The 15,089-nt window shown below is 37.6% G+C and carries 18 protein-coding genes; 5 read left to right on the forward strand and 13 right to left on the reverse strand.

Annotated features, from left to right (window positions below; translation table 11 throughout):
- Positions 1-307 precede the first annotated feature (307 nt).
- The 3 genes from rsgA (at position 308) to QNH24_RS15560 (ending at position 3,008) form a co-directional block, all read left to right on the forward strand.
- A complete protein-coding gene (rsgA, locus tag QNH24_RS15550; protein WP_283868478.1) occupies positions 308-1,381 on the forward strand; it encodes a ribosome small subunit-dependent GTPase A in 1,074 nt (357 codons plus the stop codon).
- Positions 1,378-2,394, forward strand: a complete 1,017-nt coding sequence (locus tag QNH24_RS15555) for an aminoglycoside phosphotransferase family protein (RefSeq protein WP_283872863.1) — start codon at positions 1,378-1,380, stop codon at positions 2,392-2,394. Before rsgA ends, QNH24_RS15555 begins: the two co-directional genes overlap by 4 nt.
- 185 nt (positions 2,395-2,579) lie before the next feature.
- Positions 2,580-3,008, forward strand: a complete 429-nt coding sequence (locus QNH24_RS15560; RefSeq protein WP_283868479.1) for a hypothetical protein — start codon at positions 2,580-2,582, stop codon at positions 3,006-3,008.
- 185 nt (positions 3,009-3,193) lie between these two features.
- Here QNH24_RS15560 and QNH24_RS15565 read toward each other — a convergent pair whose 3' ends face one another.
- The 6 genes from QNH24_RS15565 to QNH24_RS15590 form a co-directional block, all read right to left on the reverse strand.
- Positions 3,194-4,387, reverse strand: coding sequence for a winged helix-turn-helix domain-containing protein (locus QNH24_RS15565; protein WP_283868480.1), 1,194 nt, complete (start codon positions 4,385-4,387; stop codon positions 3,194-3,196).
- A 224-nt stretch (positions 4,388-4,611) separates the two neighbouring features.
- Complete coding sequence (locus QNH24_RS15570; RefSeq protein WP_347342980.1) at positions 4,612-4,683, reverse strand: hypothetical protein; 72 nt, start codon at positions 4,681-4,683, stop codon at positions 4,612-4,614.
- Between the two features lie 116 nt (positions 4,684-4,799).
- Positions 4,800-4,949 carry a hypothetical protein gene (locus QNH24_RS15575; protein WP_283868481.1) on the reverse strand — a complete coding sequence of 50 codons (150 nt, stop codon included), beginning with the start codon at positions 4,947-4,949 and terminating at the stop codon, positions 4,800-4,802.
- Entirely contained in the window at positions 4,942-5,073 is a 132-nt protein-coding gene (locus QNH24_RS15580; RefSeq protein WP_283868482.1) for a hypothetical protein, read from the reverse strand. The genes QNH24_RS15575 and QNH24_RS15580 overlap by 8 nt, the downstream gene beginning before the upstream one ends.
- A gap of 274 nt (positions 5,074-5,347) precedes the next feature.
- Positions 5,348-6,127, reverse strand: coding sequence for an aminoglycoside adenylyltransferase domain-containing protein (locus QNH24_RS15585; RefSeq protein ID WP_283868483.1), 780 nt, complete (start codon positions 6,125-6,127; stop codon positions 5,348-5,350).
- 15 nt (positions 6,128-6,142) lie between these two features.
- Complete coding sequence (locus tag QNH24_RS15590) at positions 6,143-6,727, reverse strand: TetR/AcrR family transcriptional regulator (RefSeq protein WP_283868484.1); 585 nt, start codon at positions 6,725-6,727, stop codon at positions 6,143-6,145.
- A 521-nt stretch (positions 6,728-7,248) separates the two neighbouring features.
- Here QNH24_RS15590 and QNH24_RS15595 point away from each other — a divergent pair.
- Together QNH24_RS15595 and QNH24_RS15600 are read left to right on the forward strand one after the other, a co-directional pair.
- Positions 7,249-7,851 (forward strand): DUF4879 domain-containing protein, encoded by a 603-nt coding sequence (locus QNH24_RS15595; protein ID WP_283868485.1) that lies wholly within the window; start codon positions 7,249-7,251, stop codon positions 7,849-7,851.
- Between the two features lie 34 nt (positions 7,852-7,885).
- The gene (locus QNH24_RS15600) at positions 7,886-8,227 is read left to right on the forward strand and encodes a hypothetical protein (protein WP_283868486.1); all 342 of its coding nucleotides are present in this window, start codon (positions 7,886-7,888) and stop codon (positions 8,225-8,227) included.
- Between the two features lie 475 nt (positions 8,228-8,702).
- Here the strand turns inward: QNH24_RS15600 and QNH24_RS15605 are convergent, their stop codons facing one another.
- From QNH24_RS15605 to QNH24_RS15635, 7 genes are all read right to left on the reverse strand, one after another.
- On the reverse strand, positions 8,703-8,912 hold the full coding sequence (locus tag QNH24_RS15605) for a VanZ family protein (RefSeq protein ID WP_283868487.1): 210 nt from the start codon (positions 8,910-8,912) through the stop codon (positions 8,703-8,705).
- Positions 8,913-8,948: 36 nt separating this feature from the next.
- The gene (locus QNH24_RS15610) at positions 8,949-9,890 is read right to left on the reverse strand and encodes a ring-cleaving dioxygenase (RefSeq protein ID WP_283868488.1); all 942 of its coding nucleotides are present in this window, start codon (positions 9,888-9,890) and stop codon (positions 8,949-8,951) included.
- Between the two features lie 53 nt (positions 9,891-9,943).
- Positions 9,944-10,348, reverse strand: a complete 405-nt coding sequence (locus QNH24_RS15615) for a MarR family winged helix-turn-helix transcriptional regulator (protein ID WP_430675520.1) — start codon at positions 10,346-10,348, stop codon at positions 9,944-9,946.
- 137 nt (positions 10,349-10,485) lie between these two features.
- Positions 10,486-11,106 (reverse strand): sporulation-specific diadenylate cyclase CdaS, encoded by a 621-nt coding sequence (cdaS, locus tag QNH24_RS15620; protein WP_054772195.1) that lies wholly within the window; start codon positions 11,104-11,106, stop codon positions 10,486-10,488.
- Between the two features lie 118 nt (positions 11,107-11,224).
- Positions 11,225-12,619: a hypothetical protein gene (locus QNH24_RS15625; RefSeq protein ID WP_283868490.1), complete on the reverse strand. Its 1,395-nt coding sequence runs from the start codon at positions 12,617-12,619 to the stop codon at positions 11,225-11,227.
- Positions 12,620-12,715: 96 nt separating this feature from the next.
- Positions 12,716-12,946 (reverse strand): acyl-phosphate glycerol 3-phosphate acyltransferase, encoded by a 231-nt coding sequence (locus tag QNH24_RS15630; RefSeq protein ID WP_283868491.1) that lies wholly within the window; start codon positions 12,944-12,946, stop codon positions 12,716-12,718.
- Between the two features lie 89 nt (positions 12,947-13,035).
- Positions 13,036-15,030, reverse strand: coding sequence for a methyl-accepting chemotaxis protein (locus QNH24_RS15635; protein ID WP_283868492.1), 1,995 nt, complete (start codon positions 15,028-15,030; stop codon positions 13,036-13,038).
- Positions 15,031-15,089 lie beyond the last annotated feature (59 nt).

Below are 15,089 nucleotides of genomic sequence, written 5' to 3' on the forward strand. Positions count from 1 at the left end.
CTATAGACAGCTTAGTGATAAGCAAGTTCCTAAAACGAAGGGAGATGTTTTTAATGGCAACTACTAATATGGTGATTTGGTCTTAAAACTGAATAGTAGGCATACGCGAAAAAAACGGGAAAATGCCCGTATTATTTGGTATGCCATTTTTTAAAGTAACCTTTCGTGAATATTGCTGTTTGCGTGATACGATGAAGGTCGTATCTTTTTTGCGTCCTGATGCCGCGCGACAGCAGCTTCTTTAGAGGCTGCTTGTCCGTGGCATTTTTGCGTCCAAAAAAACAACATTAAAGGAGCTAACAAAAACATGATTGATTTAAAAACCTATGGCTACACAGAAATAGAAGCAATTCCCGACGAATTATTACCCGGCAGGGTAATTGAACTTCAGCGCGAGCGCCTCACTGTTGCGACTGAGCACGGGGAAATAACGGCAGTACTCAAAGGAACGTTCTATCACAGCGCGGAATCGCGTGTAGACTTTCCGTGTGTCGGTGACTTTGTCTTGTTGCACTATAACGAGAATGGAGATTCTCTCATCGTTAAGGTTCTGCCCCGCCGATCTAAATTCTCGCGTGCGGATTACTCAGGGCATGCTGTAGGCTATGTCAAAACCATAAGGGAGCAGATCGTTGCAACCAACTTTGACTATGTATTCATCCTCTCTTCTCTGAATTGGGACTTAAACGTCTCACGTATCGTACGGTACCTGACACAAGCTAGGAAAAGCAGCGGCCAGCCGGTCGTCATTCTGACCAAAACTGATCTCGTGGAAGACTACAACTCCGCGCTCAGAGAAGTTACACAAAGCATCCCTGATGTTCCTGTTCACGCAATCTGCAGTCATACAGGTGCGGGGCTAAATGAACTCAATCCCTACTTGATGCCTGGTAAAACAGTCGTCTTTCTCGGCATGTCCGGCGTCGGTAAATCGTCTCTGCTCAATGCGTTGATGGGACAGGACTTAATGAAAGTTCAGGCGATTCGGGAGGATGATAGCCGCGGACGACATACGACAACTCACCGTCAGCTGTTCATGCTCCCCTCCGGTGCGATGGTCATAGATACGCCGGGTATGCGTGAGCTTGGGCTATTTGAAGCCGATGAAGGTATACGCGCCAGCTTTACCGATGTGGAAGAATGGTTCCTGAAATGCCGATTTAAAGATTGCCGTCATCAGACCGAGCCGGGCTGTGCCGTCCTTGCTGCACTTGCTGATGGTTCGTTGCCGCTTGAACGGTGGAAGCAATATATTGCCCAGCAGCATGAGAACAAGTATGTCCAGGGTAAAACGAGCTACCCCATCCACAAGAGGGCTCGAAATAAAAGGATCACCACGCAGAGCAAACAAACGAAGAGAAACGGAGGGTGGAAGAAATGATTATTAAATTCGAAACGCTGATCTATGCCTTAAGCCGACAGTTCAAGAAGGATATCTTCTATGCCGACTGCCAAACCACGCAATTACAGGGCGGAACGGTGGGAAATGTGTACCTAATAACGGGGAACGCTGAAACCGCTGATGGTGAAAAATTGCCATACCGTATCGTGCTAAAAATTCAGAAGAAATGGGAGCGTTACGGAGATCCAGGTTCATGGCGACGGGAATATGATCTATATGCGTCCGACTTGGGTGCGACGTTCTCGGATACCTTCCGCTGGCCGACATGTTATCACGCTGAGATCAATGCCGATGAAAATGAATTCCAGCTGTGGCTGGAATATATCGATGGCGTAACCGGTTTAGACTTGACCGGTGACATGTATGAACTGGCTGCGCTAGAGTTAGGACGCTATCAAGGCAAACTGTATTTGGAGCAACCCGCTGTATTGCAGAGCCTGAACAACCTGAGCCATGCAGATCTCATGAAGAATACGTATCTGCATTACCGGTCATGGCCGGTCGTCTACAATTATATACGCTCGGAAGACTCCGAATTGCCGCAACACTTACGGCAAATGCTCATCGACATCGATAAGCACGCAGACGAGATACTAGCCCGCATAGAAAGACTGCCCCTCGTGTTTTGCCACCGGGACTTCTGGGTGACCAACCTGATCTATGCCGACGGGAAAATCGCGCTCATTGATTGGGACACATCCGGATGGGGTTACTTGGGAGAGGATCTCGCAAGCCTAATTGCGGATGAATCGGATATCAATCACATGATTGAATACTACCAGCGATGCGTCCCTGCGTATTATAAAGGATTTTCGCAGTATGTGGATGTATCCCATATCGCTGATAATTGCGTCTATGAGATGATCCTTCTCGTATTCGGGTACAGACTTGTGGAGTCGTATCTCTACGCAGAGGACGATGACGAGAAGACAAATCAAGTCCTTACGCTCCAAAAAATCTATGAAATGAAGGCCATCCCTATGCAGGGTTAACTCTAAAAAAAGAAACTCCAAAAACCCTAGAATGTAGTGGGTTTTTGGAGTTTCTTTCATTTACTCTCACTCAATCGTCGCCTGCGGCTTGCTCATGATGTCGGAGACGCCGCAGGGCATTCCAGTCGGTGAATCAACAGAGAAATTGATATACGTTTGCGGAGTCACATCGGACGATTCATGCGTTGAGTAACCCAACCGATACTGCTACAGCATTAAGAAATTACTTATGGGATATAGGAGGAAAAGGGAATATCAAAAACCTTTATTCTAGACTTTATCCCCGTCAATTGGAAAAAGATAAGTATCCGCCATTAGTTGAAAACAATATTTTATACACCTACACTACTGAGAAAAGTCTTTTAAGGGGTATATTGAATTTCCTACCAACAGATAGAGAGCACTTATTCATTGTCTACAAATACAATAACAAAATTCGCCTCTATTTAAATATATTTGGAATTATTCCTGCAGTAATTAAAACAATTGAAAATCCTTCTTATTTTTATCCAGGCCCACTACCTTACAAAGAAATTGCATATGTTGTTAACCCAAAGGAAAAGAAACATATAGAAATTATCATTGATGATATAAAAAAATGGTCTCCTCTTTAGTTAAAATGTACCCTATAATAGACACTTTCAAAAAGGTCATCTTATAGGGTATTTAGTTGAATAGCAACAATCTTTAAGAACACAGCCTAATTTTTTAACAACTTGAAAGAGCTTTTCTACACACGAACTGTAGTAAGGCTCTGATTATTTTACTTCAAAAGTAAACAACTTTATTATCTCTATACTCAGTTCAAAGAATCTGCCGAAATTGTCTCACACCCATTGAATAGTGCAAACTTTTGGAAACAACTGTTCAAAGCTGTTCGCAATTGTGTTGTTTGCTTCACACCGTTCTCGTACCAGATATTTTTAACAACGAGTGTTTCAGTTTTTCTCTCCGCGATAATCTCCGCTCGTCCAATGAAGCTCTCTCCATATAACAGAGGTAGCACATAATAGCCAAATTTTCGTTTAATTGCAGGCGTGTAAATCTCCCAGGTGTAATCAAAGTTAAACAATTCGTTGATAAGTTTTCTGTCCCAAATGAAATTATCTAGTGGAGCAATAAGCTCGCAACGCCATTTCGGCTCCTGATTTTGAAGAACGGCTTCAATAAGCGGTAAATCCTCCGCGAGGCAGTACAGCATATCCTTCATTTGCTCAACGGCAACAGCAAAAATGCGAGCTTCGTGTAATAGCTGGCGGAAAACCTCTTTGCGCTGTGCTGCTTTCAGCCCCCAAATATTCAACCATGCATCTGAAGCACGATTCCATAAGAGACCAACAGAGCCAATTCGACGTAGTACCCGCCACTTATGATGCTCAAGTTCATCAACCAGCGGCTCTGATGCATTCAGTAGATTTGGATGAATATACTTCTTGGCTATATCGTAATATTTACGCGTTCCTTTTTTATGATGGATAATCAACTCACCCGTCGAGTACATCTGTTCCAGCACTGAACGAGATGGATTGTTTCCACTGCTCCAGTGGATGGCCGATTGCCAAGAGAAATCTCCATCCAATTTTAAATCATCCGAACATAGTGCACCTTGGTTTTGGATATGAGCTCGTACTTGAGCTGTCAACGCCTTCATTTCGGGATAGCGTTCGGCATGTTGTCGGGCAGCCTGCCTGTATCGCTCAAAATACGGCCAGTCCTCAACAGGGATAATGGCCAGGTTCTTGTCGGGATAATCGGCAAGGCTTCTATCCTCATACAGCAAATCGGCGAGCATTCCCTTAGTAAATCCTTTGATTCGCGACTGTAACACCAATTCGGCGTTTTTTCCGCAAACATCGATGGGGTCGTATTGAATACAGCCAACCTGCCGAGCAAAATCCAGTACGCCCTGCTTCCCGCTAAATTTATATTCATCCAAAAGTCCGTGTTTCAACAACAGAAATTGCCGTGCCTGGCGGTTTGTTAATTGGATCATGTACACACCTACCTCTAGTTTAGTTTCTTTTTATATTACAGTGGGAATGGTGGGGAAAAGAAAAACGAAGACGTGAAGGGAAATTTGTTTACTTCCTCGCTGGGGCGTTTGTTAGACTTTTTATTGGTTGGCTCGAGTCCAGTGTAATATCTAACTCAATCCAACCAATTAGCTGCATATTAAAAACTCTAACTTTAAGTAATACTACCCAGGTGGGCATTTCCTTATTGCATTTCTTTTATTGGGTACATCACAGCGGGTACTGGTAAGCATGCATGACGTAATAGCACCATCATTTGGCCGCGGTGATGTGTTTGGTGGTCAATTAAGAAACGAATAATAATGCACCTTTTGTTGCAACACTCGCAATGCCTGTTTCTGATAGCAAGTCCACATCTGATAGCTTAGCTCCCTATTCCTTGACCGCCTCTGCTGCTTTTTCGTAAGCTGCTATAATTTCTCCTGCTGTCGCTGGAACTGGTTCTTGACCAATCATTGGTACAGTTAAACCTGCTAAATGGCTAAAATAACCTGTTGTTTCTACTAAAGCCAGCCTAACCAAGGGTACTTTGCCCTTCCAAAATACTTTGTCCTAATTTGTCATCTGTTACGACTTGTAATACTTGCAAATTCCCTTCCACAGCCACTGCCCAACCCTTTAATAAATCATCAACTTGTCGATACATCAAAACTCATCCATAATCTTTCCTTTATATTTTATTATACAAAATATAAAGGAAATATACAAACGTATGTTCTTGATAAAAGGTTCGTATAAAAAATCACCTTCGCTAAACTTGAATACCATCAAAAGTGAGATGAGCGATTTGAGTAACAATATTTGTTTAATACAATTTTAAAGCAAATTGGATATTGTGAAGATTTACACTTAAACTATTTGGCAGTTTAGTTAAAGCAGCAAGATTAATGAAATTGACTTTTGCAGAATCAATTCCATATTTATCTAGATAAAAAAGCTTGATTACAATACTCTCTTAAAGAATTTATAAAATGGATCGTTGCATTCTTTCGTTCCCAACGATTTTTATAATTGGACTTGGCTTGAACTCTCCCTCTAATTCTAAGTGCCTCATGAAGAATGTCAGAATACCTTAAATTAAAGTCCTTAATCACTTCTGCACAGGCCAGTTCCTTTGATGTAATCTTTTCTGTTTTCAAAGTATAGTACACTCGACATAAGGTTAGTACAATGAACTCAATCCAAAAATCGAATAAAAACAAATAGCTTCGGGAAGCTTTACTCGCTATATAGTGGTTAAGATTGTACTCCATCTCCTGCATAACATCCTTCCAATCTATATTTGAGTAATAAGTAGAAAAATTCGGACCGTAAACAGCATATGAATCATGAACAAGCTGATAAACGGCAATTTTCATAAGCTTCCTTTTCCCCTTACACTTTGTACCGTTAAAAAACGGGAAAGATCTATGTAAATGTAATTGATTTTGCTCATCCAAGAATAAGTACTCACATTCAAACTTTTTGATCAATGGATTTTCAGTTCTAAGCTTTTTATGAAGATACGATAGTTTTCTCACCTCTTTGTCTGTCACTTCTCGACTAAACACTGTAACAAAATCAATATCACTGCTTTCAGAATGAAAGGCACCTATAACGGTTGAACCATATAAATAGACACCAAGAATTTGATTTGGAAACATTTCGTTCAGCTTGCTACTATAGAGCATCATTACCTTCTTGACTTCGTTATGGATCATGTTTTTTTAACTCCTCTATGTTTCAATTAGCTTAACTCCTTGTTTAACAATTCCCTCCCATAATGGATATTTTTCAGGCTCAAGCATAATCATCGTAAATCCACTTAGGAAAGATAAATAAGCCCACGTTTTATCGCGAAGATCTTGTTCGGTTTCATTTAAACTAGAGCACTTCTTCAACAATCCAGTCATTCTCTCCACAAACTCATAAGTGATTGAAACTGCTTCTTGCTCTAGCTCTGGAAATCTACCAGATTGAGAAAATAAATATTGTAAAATTCGTAGGTTTGATGGATCTTCACGATATTTCCTCACGTGATGCCTCACCATCTGCTCTAATTGTTCTGACAGTTCTAAGCTTTCTGGTAAATAAAGTTGTCCTTTTCTAGTCTCTTGAAATGCTTCTTTAACGGTATTCTCAAACAAATCCTCTTTGCTAGGAAAATACAATAAAATCGTAGCAGGATTAATACCTATTGCCTGTCCTATACTAGAAAGGGTAGTCTTAGAAAACCCCTCACTTGGAAATTGCCTTTTTGCTTCTTTTAATATGATATTTCGCTTCTCTAGTCGCTGTTGATTGTTGACTGTTCTTGCCATTCATCATCCCTCACAATACATTAAATAAATAAACGTTTATTTATTTAATATAAATGAATAACATACGGAAGTAAATACTTTTTAACGCACAAAGCTGATTTTTATTTATTAAACATGCGAAACCGACCTTTTGTTTCGCTTTTTCAAAAGAATTAATGGTCCACAAAAAACCTGGATATAAATAATTAAGAAACCCAGCTAATCTTCTCATGTGAAGGTAGTTTGGTTTTAAAGTTATATGTGCAAAATAAATCCTAAAGTGACACCAATTATCATACACTCATGGCACCTCTATATGTATTTTTTATTTTCATTATTAAACAACTTAAATTGAACACTTTCAAAGTGCATGATTACTGACTTTGTTCATGTTCATTTTAAACCTACTTAAAATGAACATTTTCTGAAGTGATAATAAGTTTATTTAATAGACAATTATTTTTGTTAAATATTGTTAAGTATTCTATTTTTTATCCGATAATTATAATGTGTTACAAATAATGTGAAAGGAGAAGTTGTATATGAAGAAATATTTACTAGCTGTTGGAATTTTAACAAGTGGCTTTTTGGGGCTAAATACAGCTGAAGCTTCAGAAGTAGAAAAAGATAAGCTTGAAGTAGATCCATTAATTGAAAATCTAAAAACAGAACATCCTGATTGGACAATTACATTAGTAACTTCAGATGAGGCTACTAAAATTAAAGAAGAAGTAAAAAATAGTCCAGTTCTAAGAGGTCCAGCGCCACCATTAACAGCTCTCTATATTGATCAAATAGCATCACAAGTCGGAACAAGCAGTGAATATACTGAGGATCTTCGCACGCAAACTTCTCATGCAGTTTCAGGCAAAGTTTCCATAGGAGTGATGCAAGTTGGTTATGGAAGTGAAAATCAATGGTTAGATGATGAACGTATTACTTATCAAAATCGTGATTATAAAATTAATGTTGCTTCCATAGATTCTAATAATGACAGAATTGTAGATGGGTTTTATTATACAGTAACTTTTAATTCAGACTTAAAAATCTCAAGTGGAACTTCTGCATTATATAAGTTTAATTGTACTTCAAGTAGTTACCCTTGGAACACCATTGAAAGAACTTTAAATATTCCACATTTATAATTTAAGAATCCATTGAAGAGAGGTGTATTTAAAAATGGTTTCTATGGAAGATATGAGTATAAGGCTATTTATACTTCGAGGAGCTTACGGATACAAAGGTTTTACTGAACAAGTTGGCGAAAATATGTATAAAGTTGATACGAAAGCTTTTCAAGAAACGATAGAAAATGCCAAAGAACCGATTGATGCTAGTAAAGTTTCAAAGTTATCATCTGATCAAATTAAAGTGTTACAAGGTGCACCAAGTGGTAATTGGTTGATTCCTTTACTGAATAGAATGGGACAGTTAGGGATGATGGATTTACGTGAGGGACTAGTCAACCCTAAAGTATTCCAATATACTTCGACAATAAATGCTTATAAAAGATCTATTTAAGCTAAGTGAAAAAAAGGCATTAACGATAAGGGTTTATCCTTTCTTGTTAATGCTTTTTTCAGTTGTTATGTAAACCAATATTACTTAATAACGAACATTTTTTTATTAGGCTTCGAATTTAATATTAAACAGAAGCATATTTTAAAGGTGAATCTATATATAGAAGAAACTCATTAATTCTCCTAGTAAACTATCCATCGTAATGGATCAAAACTACAGCTATTAAATCTGCTTTCAGTACACAGTAGCTTTAAAATAAAGTTTGATAAAAAGCACCTTCTTAAACTAGTTTCATACAATAAAGAAAAAGAATCCATTTTGAAAAAATTTGTTCAAAGCGGCTTATCTATCAAATTTAAGTTTTAGTTTTATAAAAAAGTTTGTTTGTTTTCTACTTATGTTACTTCACAGTGTGTCACTAGGAGGTAATTTGCGCTAAAACTCAAATTTTTAAAATTCAGTCATCTATTACTTTCTAAAGAGTTGGTCTTAAAATAATGAAAATAAAATAACCTATTAATTCTCCAATTGTATTAGTAATCAAATTAGTCATATCAAAATTTCTAGAATATATACTACCCCACCACGCACTTAATAGTTGGGAACATTCAATAGTTAAACTAAATAGAAATAACAAAAAAAAAATGGGGCAAAAAAGTGGGGCTAGTTCATAACTAACTCCCACTCAACTCTCTTTATATAGACATTATCAAAGACATTATTATTCTAATGGTTCTAGAATAGCTTCAATTTCTGCGCGTTTTTCTTCTAAAAATGGTGGTAGATCTAGCTTTTTGCCAAGATCCTCGACTGCTGAATCAGCTGTGAACCCTGGGCCGTCTGTCGCCATTTCAAATAAAATCCCATTACGATCTCTAAAGTAAAGACTTTGGAAATAATAACGATCCACTACCCCAGTACTATCAAAGCCTTGCTCTTTAATTTTGGCGTCCCATTCCTGTAAGTCCTCGACTGACGCCACACGTAATGCAAGGTGATGAATGCTGCCTCGCCCTGGTTTTTCACTTGGTCCTTCTAATTCTTTGACAACAATTTCACCGAATACTTCTCCTGCAATGGATTGTAGCACTGCTTCTTTTTCACTTTCTGTAACAACTGTATAACCGAATAAATTCTTTAATAAATTTACTGTTCTCTGTAAGTAACGAACTGTTATTTCCACTGTACCCATTCCTAGAATACGATGCTCTTCAGGAATTTCATTGCCATCCCAAGACTGCCAATGAGCTGGTACTTCGTGACCGTGATGGTTTAAAAGGACCATCCTTAAACCTTCATGATCTTCAAAAAACAATGCATCCCTTCCTGCATAGGTTGTAATATCACTGTGTTTGACCTCTTCCTGTTGAAAACGTTCTTTCCAATATTGCAAACTCGCATAGCTTGGCACGAGTAAGCCAATGCGGGTAATAGCATTTGTGCCTCGAACTGTACGTCCTGCGACAGGCATCTCAAAAAACGTTAATTCAGTACCTGCTGCTCCTGTTAAGTCTCCATAAAATAAGTGATACATTGATGGCGAATCCTGATTCACCGTTTTTTTCACTCGACGTAATCCAAGAATCTTTGTATAAAAGTCATTATTGCGTTTGCCATTTTTCGTTAGCATGGATATATGGTGATGTCCACTTAATTTGTTCATGATTCATTTCCTCCTTATTTTCACTTGACTAAGCAAGTGATAATCTAAAAAAATTACATTGGCGGTATTTTTTTTTCACGACTATGCTTTTCAAGCTTTGACATTAGTGTATATAAAGATTTCATTTCTTCTTCTGTTAAAATCTCTTCAAAAAATGAGGATTGAAAGTGCAGCTGACTTGGAGTCGCAGCATCGATTATTTGCTCGCCCTTTGCCGTTAATGAAATTGTCTTCGTTTTCCAATTTTGCTTACGTTCAATAAGCCCTTCTTTTTCAAGCCGCGCAAGCATTCGAGACATCCCGCCTTGCGTAACGGTTACTTTCTCTGCCAATTGTGATTGTGTAATCGGTGCAAAAGTCTTAATTTGAATCAGTACATCGAACTGGGCAGTTGTTAAATCAAAACGCTTTAAAAATTCATTTGATAGCTGATTACTTTGTGTTGTAAAGCGCATCATTCGAATCCAAGTCAGTGACCCAAGTGTATGTTTTTGCAACGCTTCATCCTCCCTTCATTTATCACTTTACCACGCAAGTGATAAACAAGCAAGAAAAATATCTCGAATTCAAGATAAAATTCAGTGTGAAGCTCACACTATATTATGCCATGTGTAGTAATTGGATATAAACTACCTTTAAAGGCAAACGAAATCCTTCCTGTTTCTTCAGAAACCACCATAATTAAAGCATCACTTACTTCACTTAATCCTAATGCTGCTCTATGTCTTGTTCCTAATTTCTTCTCCCCCGTATAAAGTTCTGATAGAGGTAAGACATTTGCAGCCGAGTCAATTTGATTTCGATTTACTAAAACGGCACCATCATGAAGAGGGTTTCCAGGAAAGAAAATAGCTTCTAATAAGGAATGGGTTAACTCTGCCCCTATATGAACCCCTGGCTGTATAAGTGATTTTATAGGGTCTTCTCGTTCAATAACAATTAATCCTCCATGTCTTCTCATAGACATATTTTGTACACAATGCGATAGCTCTGGATATTTTTCGGTAAACGGGGAAAGATAGCAATTTAAATAAAACGTTGCAGCCTTCATTTCAATCGTAATAAATTTCTCTTTAATCTTTTCAAAATTCCCAAGCAAACAATTTGTATCTATATCCATGGCTTCAACACTTTGCTGTAATGTCATTATGACCTGCAACAGCTCATCTTTTAATGTTTGTTTCATTGGTGAAAAATCACAATTTATTGGATCCATAAAAGCATACCTCACTTTCAAATATCTTTTTTAGTTTCTCTAGTTACATTGTTTTTATTCGTTCCTAACAAAGAAAAGGCAGTTTCTTGTTAGTAACCAAGAAACTACCCTTCAGCTGTTAAAAAGATATTAGTCGATCACTAGTATTTGCTAGTAATCCATAGCCTGGTGCAAAAAACTGATCAAAGGATGTCTCAACTACATTTTCAAAGGTACCTGCTGGGGTCGTGAGTGAGTAGTGAATAGCACGTACATGCCCTTGATCTTGAGTCGTTCCGCTTAAGCGTGTAATGATTGCTCCCTCCTTTAAAGGCTTAGCAAAAGAGTATTTGACACCATTCATGTCAAAATTAAAGGCTTGGTCAGTTTCATGGTACGTAATGTAGTAAGAATCCTCGGCTGTAAAATGATTATTGGCTGTTCTTTTGTAGACTCTATTGCCTGCAATATTCTGATATTCTAGCTTTTGTAGCCTCTCATTTGGTAAAAAGGATATAATCACTGGCGATTCATTAGGCATTTTTATGGCTATCACATTTTTAGGAACGGTATACATTTTTCCGTTTACTGCGATTAATGCGATATATTCGTTTTCTGTATAGAACGATACCTCATCAAATCGTTTCAGCTCTAGCTGTTGAGAATCATCTATACCTTTAGCAACAACACCATAGCGGATATAACGTTTGCCTTGATTATTCACAGGTTCTAATAGATTTGCTGGCATATAGCCTCTTTCCCCTGTTATGGATTGTACCCGAAGGTAACCATTGACCTCCATCCCTAAAGATTGAAAAGCAGAACCCTTTGGATAAACAAATTTATTCAGGGAATTAACATCATTTAATGTAGACGGTGGATTCCATTCGATTGTTCTAGCTCCACTCATTGGACCCATTAGCAATTGAGTATCTGTTGTTACTGCATAATAGCCTTTATCTCTTGTCGTTGTTTCTACAATTCTAATATCAGTACCATCAACAACACCATTTACTTCATTTCCTTCTTCTAAACTATAAAAGTAATTTAATTTTCCCTTGTCAAAATAAACCTCTGCAGAATAATTTCTTGGTACATGCTCATTCAGTAAATGCTGTCCATATGCTAAATCTATCATTGGGTATTTTTCTTCAAAATAGGCTTTTGTTCCTTGACGATTGCTCACAATATATGCAGGATTATTATAAAAAGAAGAGCGAATTTCAGTGGGCACTTCCTTAAAAATGACTAAATCTGTTGCTTGTACACGGTAGCCTGAGCTCATCCAATAGAACGTTTTTTGGTCATATTTTTCAATATTATAGACACGAAAAAAATTATTTCGTTTAACTGTCATAGAGTTGTATGTACCATTAGAATTTTTCTTATACACTTTGACATCCTTGGAAAATGTCATTTTACCTGTTTGTCCTTTTACGACTTCTGCTCCATCCCAGCTAACTTGCGCATTGGATTTGGTTGGGGAAATAAAAAAGACAACAATAATTAGCAGTGCTAGACTATATTTTTTCATTTGTCCTCCTACAGTAGTACCTATTTTTTTATTTACTAGTATAGCAAATGAAAAATCACGTGTCTTCGCCAATTAAACAATGACACGTGATTTCATTTACATATGTCCAGCACGAATTTTCTTTACAATACTAAAGGTTGTGTAGGCTGCAGCAGGTGCAAGTACAACAATAAAAATAAGCCAAACTGTTAAATTATCTGTAGCTTTTAATGTTTCATAATTTGAAATAACAAAAATGATAAGACCAAAAAGTAATAAATAGCTCAGCACATTTGGAAAAATTACAATTAATCGTAAAAGTGCTGGTGGCATTTTTTGCTGATTCATATAAACCACTCCCCTTTCACTACATTATACGAAAATCATCTAGTAACTTCACTATATTTCTTGTTTATACCAAATGTTTGTCAACTATTTTAAACCTTATATCTTCCTGCTGAATGTTGTAAATTCTCTGCTGTTGTATTTAGCCTATCGATAATCGATGTCATTTTATTCATGCTCGTAGTTTGAACTTTAGCCTTTTGGGCAACTGCCTCAACACTTTCTGACGTCTGTTTTGCCAGTAATGAAACGTCTTCCATCGTAGCCGTCACTTCCTCTGTACTTGCTGCAATTTCCTCAGTAGAACTTGACACTAAATCTACCTGCTCCGCTAATACTTGCACATCGTTCGTAATGCCTTCAAAAGAATGCTGTGCTTCATGGACAATGACACGACCTGCTTGTAGAACATCTGCAGTTGAATGGATAACAGATACAATATTAGCTGTCTCTCTTTGAACGTTTATCACAACTTGAGATATTCGATCAGCCGCTCCTTTTGAATCCTCAGCCAATTTGCGGACCTCTTCTGCCACTACAGCAAATCCTTTCCCTGCCTCTCCAGCACGTGCTGCTTCAATAGACGCATTGAGCGCCAATAAATTTGTTTGATCTGAAATGCCAGTAATTACATTTGTAAATTCACCAATCATGCCAGATAATTTTTCTAATTCATGTGTACTCTCAACGGAAAGATTTGTTTTATCATGAATTTGTACTAATTGGTTTTGGAGATTATTCATTATTTGCAAACCATTACTTGCATTTTCTTCTGTATTACGAGAAATAGTAGATATTTCAGCGATTGATTCTGAAATATGCTGAATACTACGTGCCAACTCCTCCATAGAATGTGCACTATCTTCCGTATTTTTTTGCTGGTGAAACGAGGCCTGAGCAACCTGACTAGACTCTTCCTGTATCGTTTCAGATGAATGAAGTGTTTGATGTGCATTCTCTTGAATTATGTATGTTGCCTCTTTAATTTGGCTTGCCTCTTGTTTTAGGTCACGCATTATAAATTGGAAATTTTCCATCATACCGTTACAAGATGCGACTAACTGACCTATTTCATCTTTAGCGTTGACGTTGATACGTTTGGTTAAATCGGCTTCACCTTTGCTAATTTCTTCTAAGGAGTTGCGAACACTTAAAATACGAGTGACCTGCCTTGAAATGGAAATACCTGTTGTTAAGAAAATAACGCATACAACGATAAGTGAGGCAACAATTGTCCCCATTAAAATATGTGAAAGTACTACATTAGAAACAACAACAGCTAAGTAGGTGCCATTTGATAGAGGCTTGACATATTGTGTAACACGAGTACCATCATATTTACCTGAAAACTCAGTAGGATCAGATGATGAAAATTGTGCTGGTGAGAAGCCAATAGATTCCAGATTTTTATCTGCCGTGGCTGTGATGGTCTCACCTTTGTCATTCACAATAGCTGCAAATAGAACAGTCGAGGATAAATATTTATTTAGCTGGTTTAAATAATACTCACTTCCAATGCTTTCCTCTAAATCTAATAATTGCTGTCCATGCCGTGCTACTTGCACAATCTGTGGATTTACTGGATTCCAACTACTCACACCAACAAATTTAAAGAATTTATCATCCACATCACGAACTTGTGCCTTTTGTACAATTTCTTTGGCACGCCCATCTAAAAGCTGCATATATTCTGCTGCCTGTCCGTTTGGATCAGAGCCGAAGTTAAAGTCAACTGTTGGTGCCACAGAAGTGACAGTTGTATTTCCTTTATCATCCGTACTCCATATTTCATCCATCCCTCCACGCTCAGTAATAGCCTTTAAATCTTCATATGTTGCACCCTGATTAATAATATAAGAGGCCATGACTGACTCAGCAATCATTTCCTTTTCCATGATATCTTCTGCTTTTTCTCTTGATTGAATAGCACCCTCAATCCCCATAACAATAGAACTTGCAAGCGCCTCCCCATTATTTTTTACACTTTTGTATGTTGCCTGATAAATATAAATAGAAAAAGCACCAATTATTACTATAACAATAACCATAATTTCTAGTAGCATTTTCCATTTCATAGATTTCCCCATATTTCTCCCCCTAAAACATACTATTATTTCCATTTCATCATACAATATCAATTCAAACG

The organism is Lysinibacillus pakistanensis (genome assembly GCF_030123245.1).
In the GTDB taxonomy this organism is placed as follows: Bacteria; Bacillota; Bacilli; order Bacillales_A; family Planococcaceae; genus Lysinibacillus; species Lysinibacillus pakistanensis.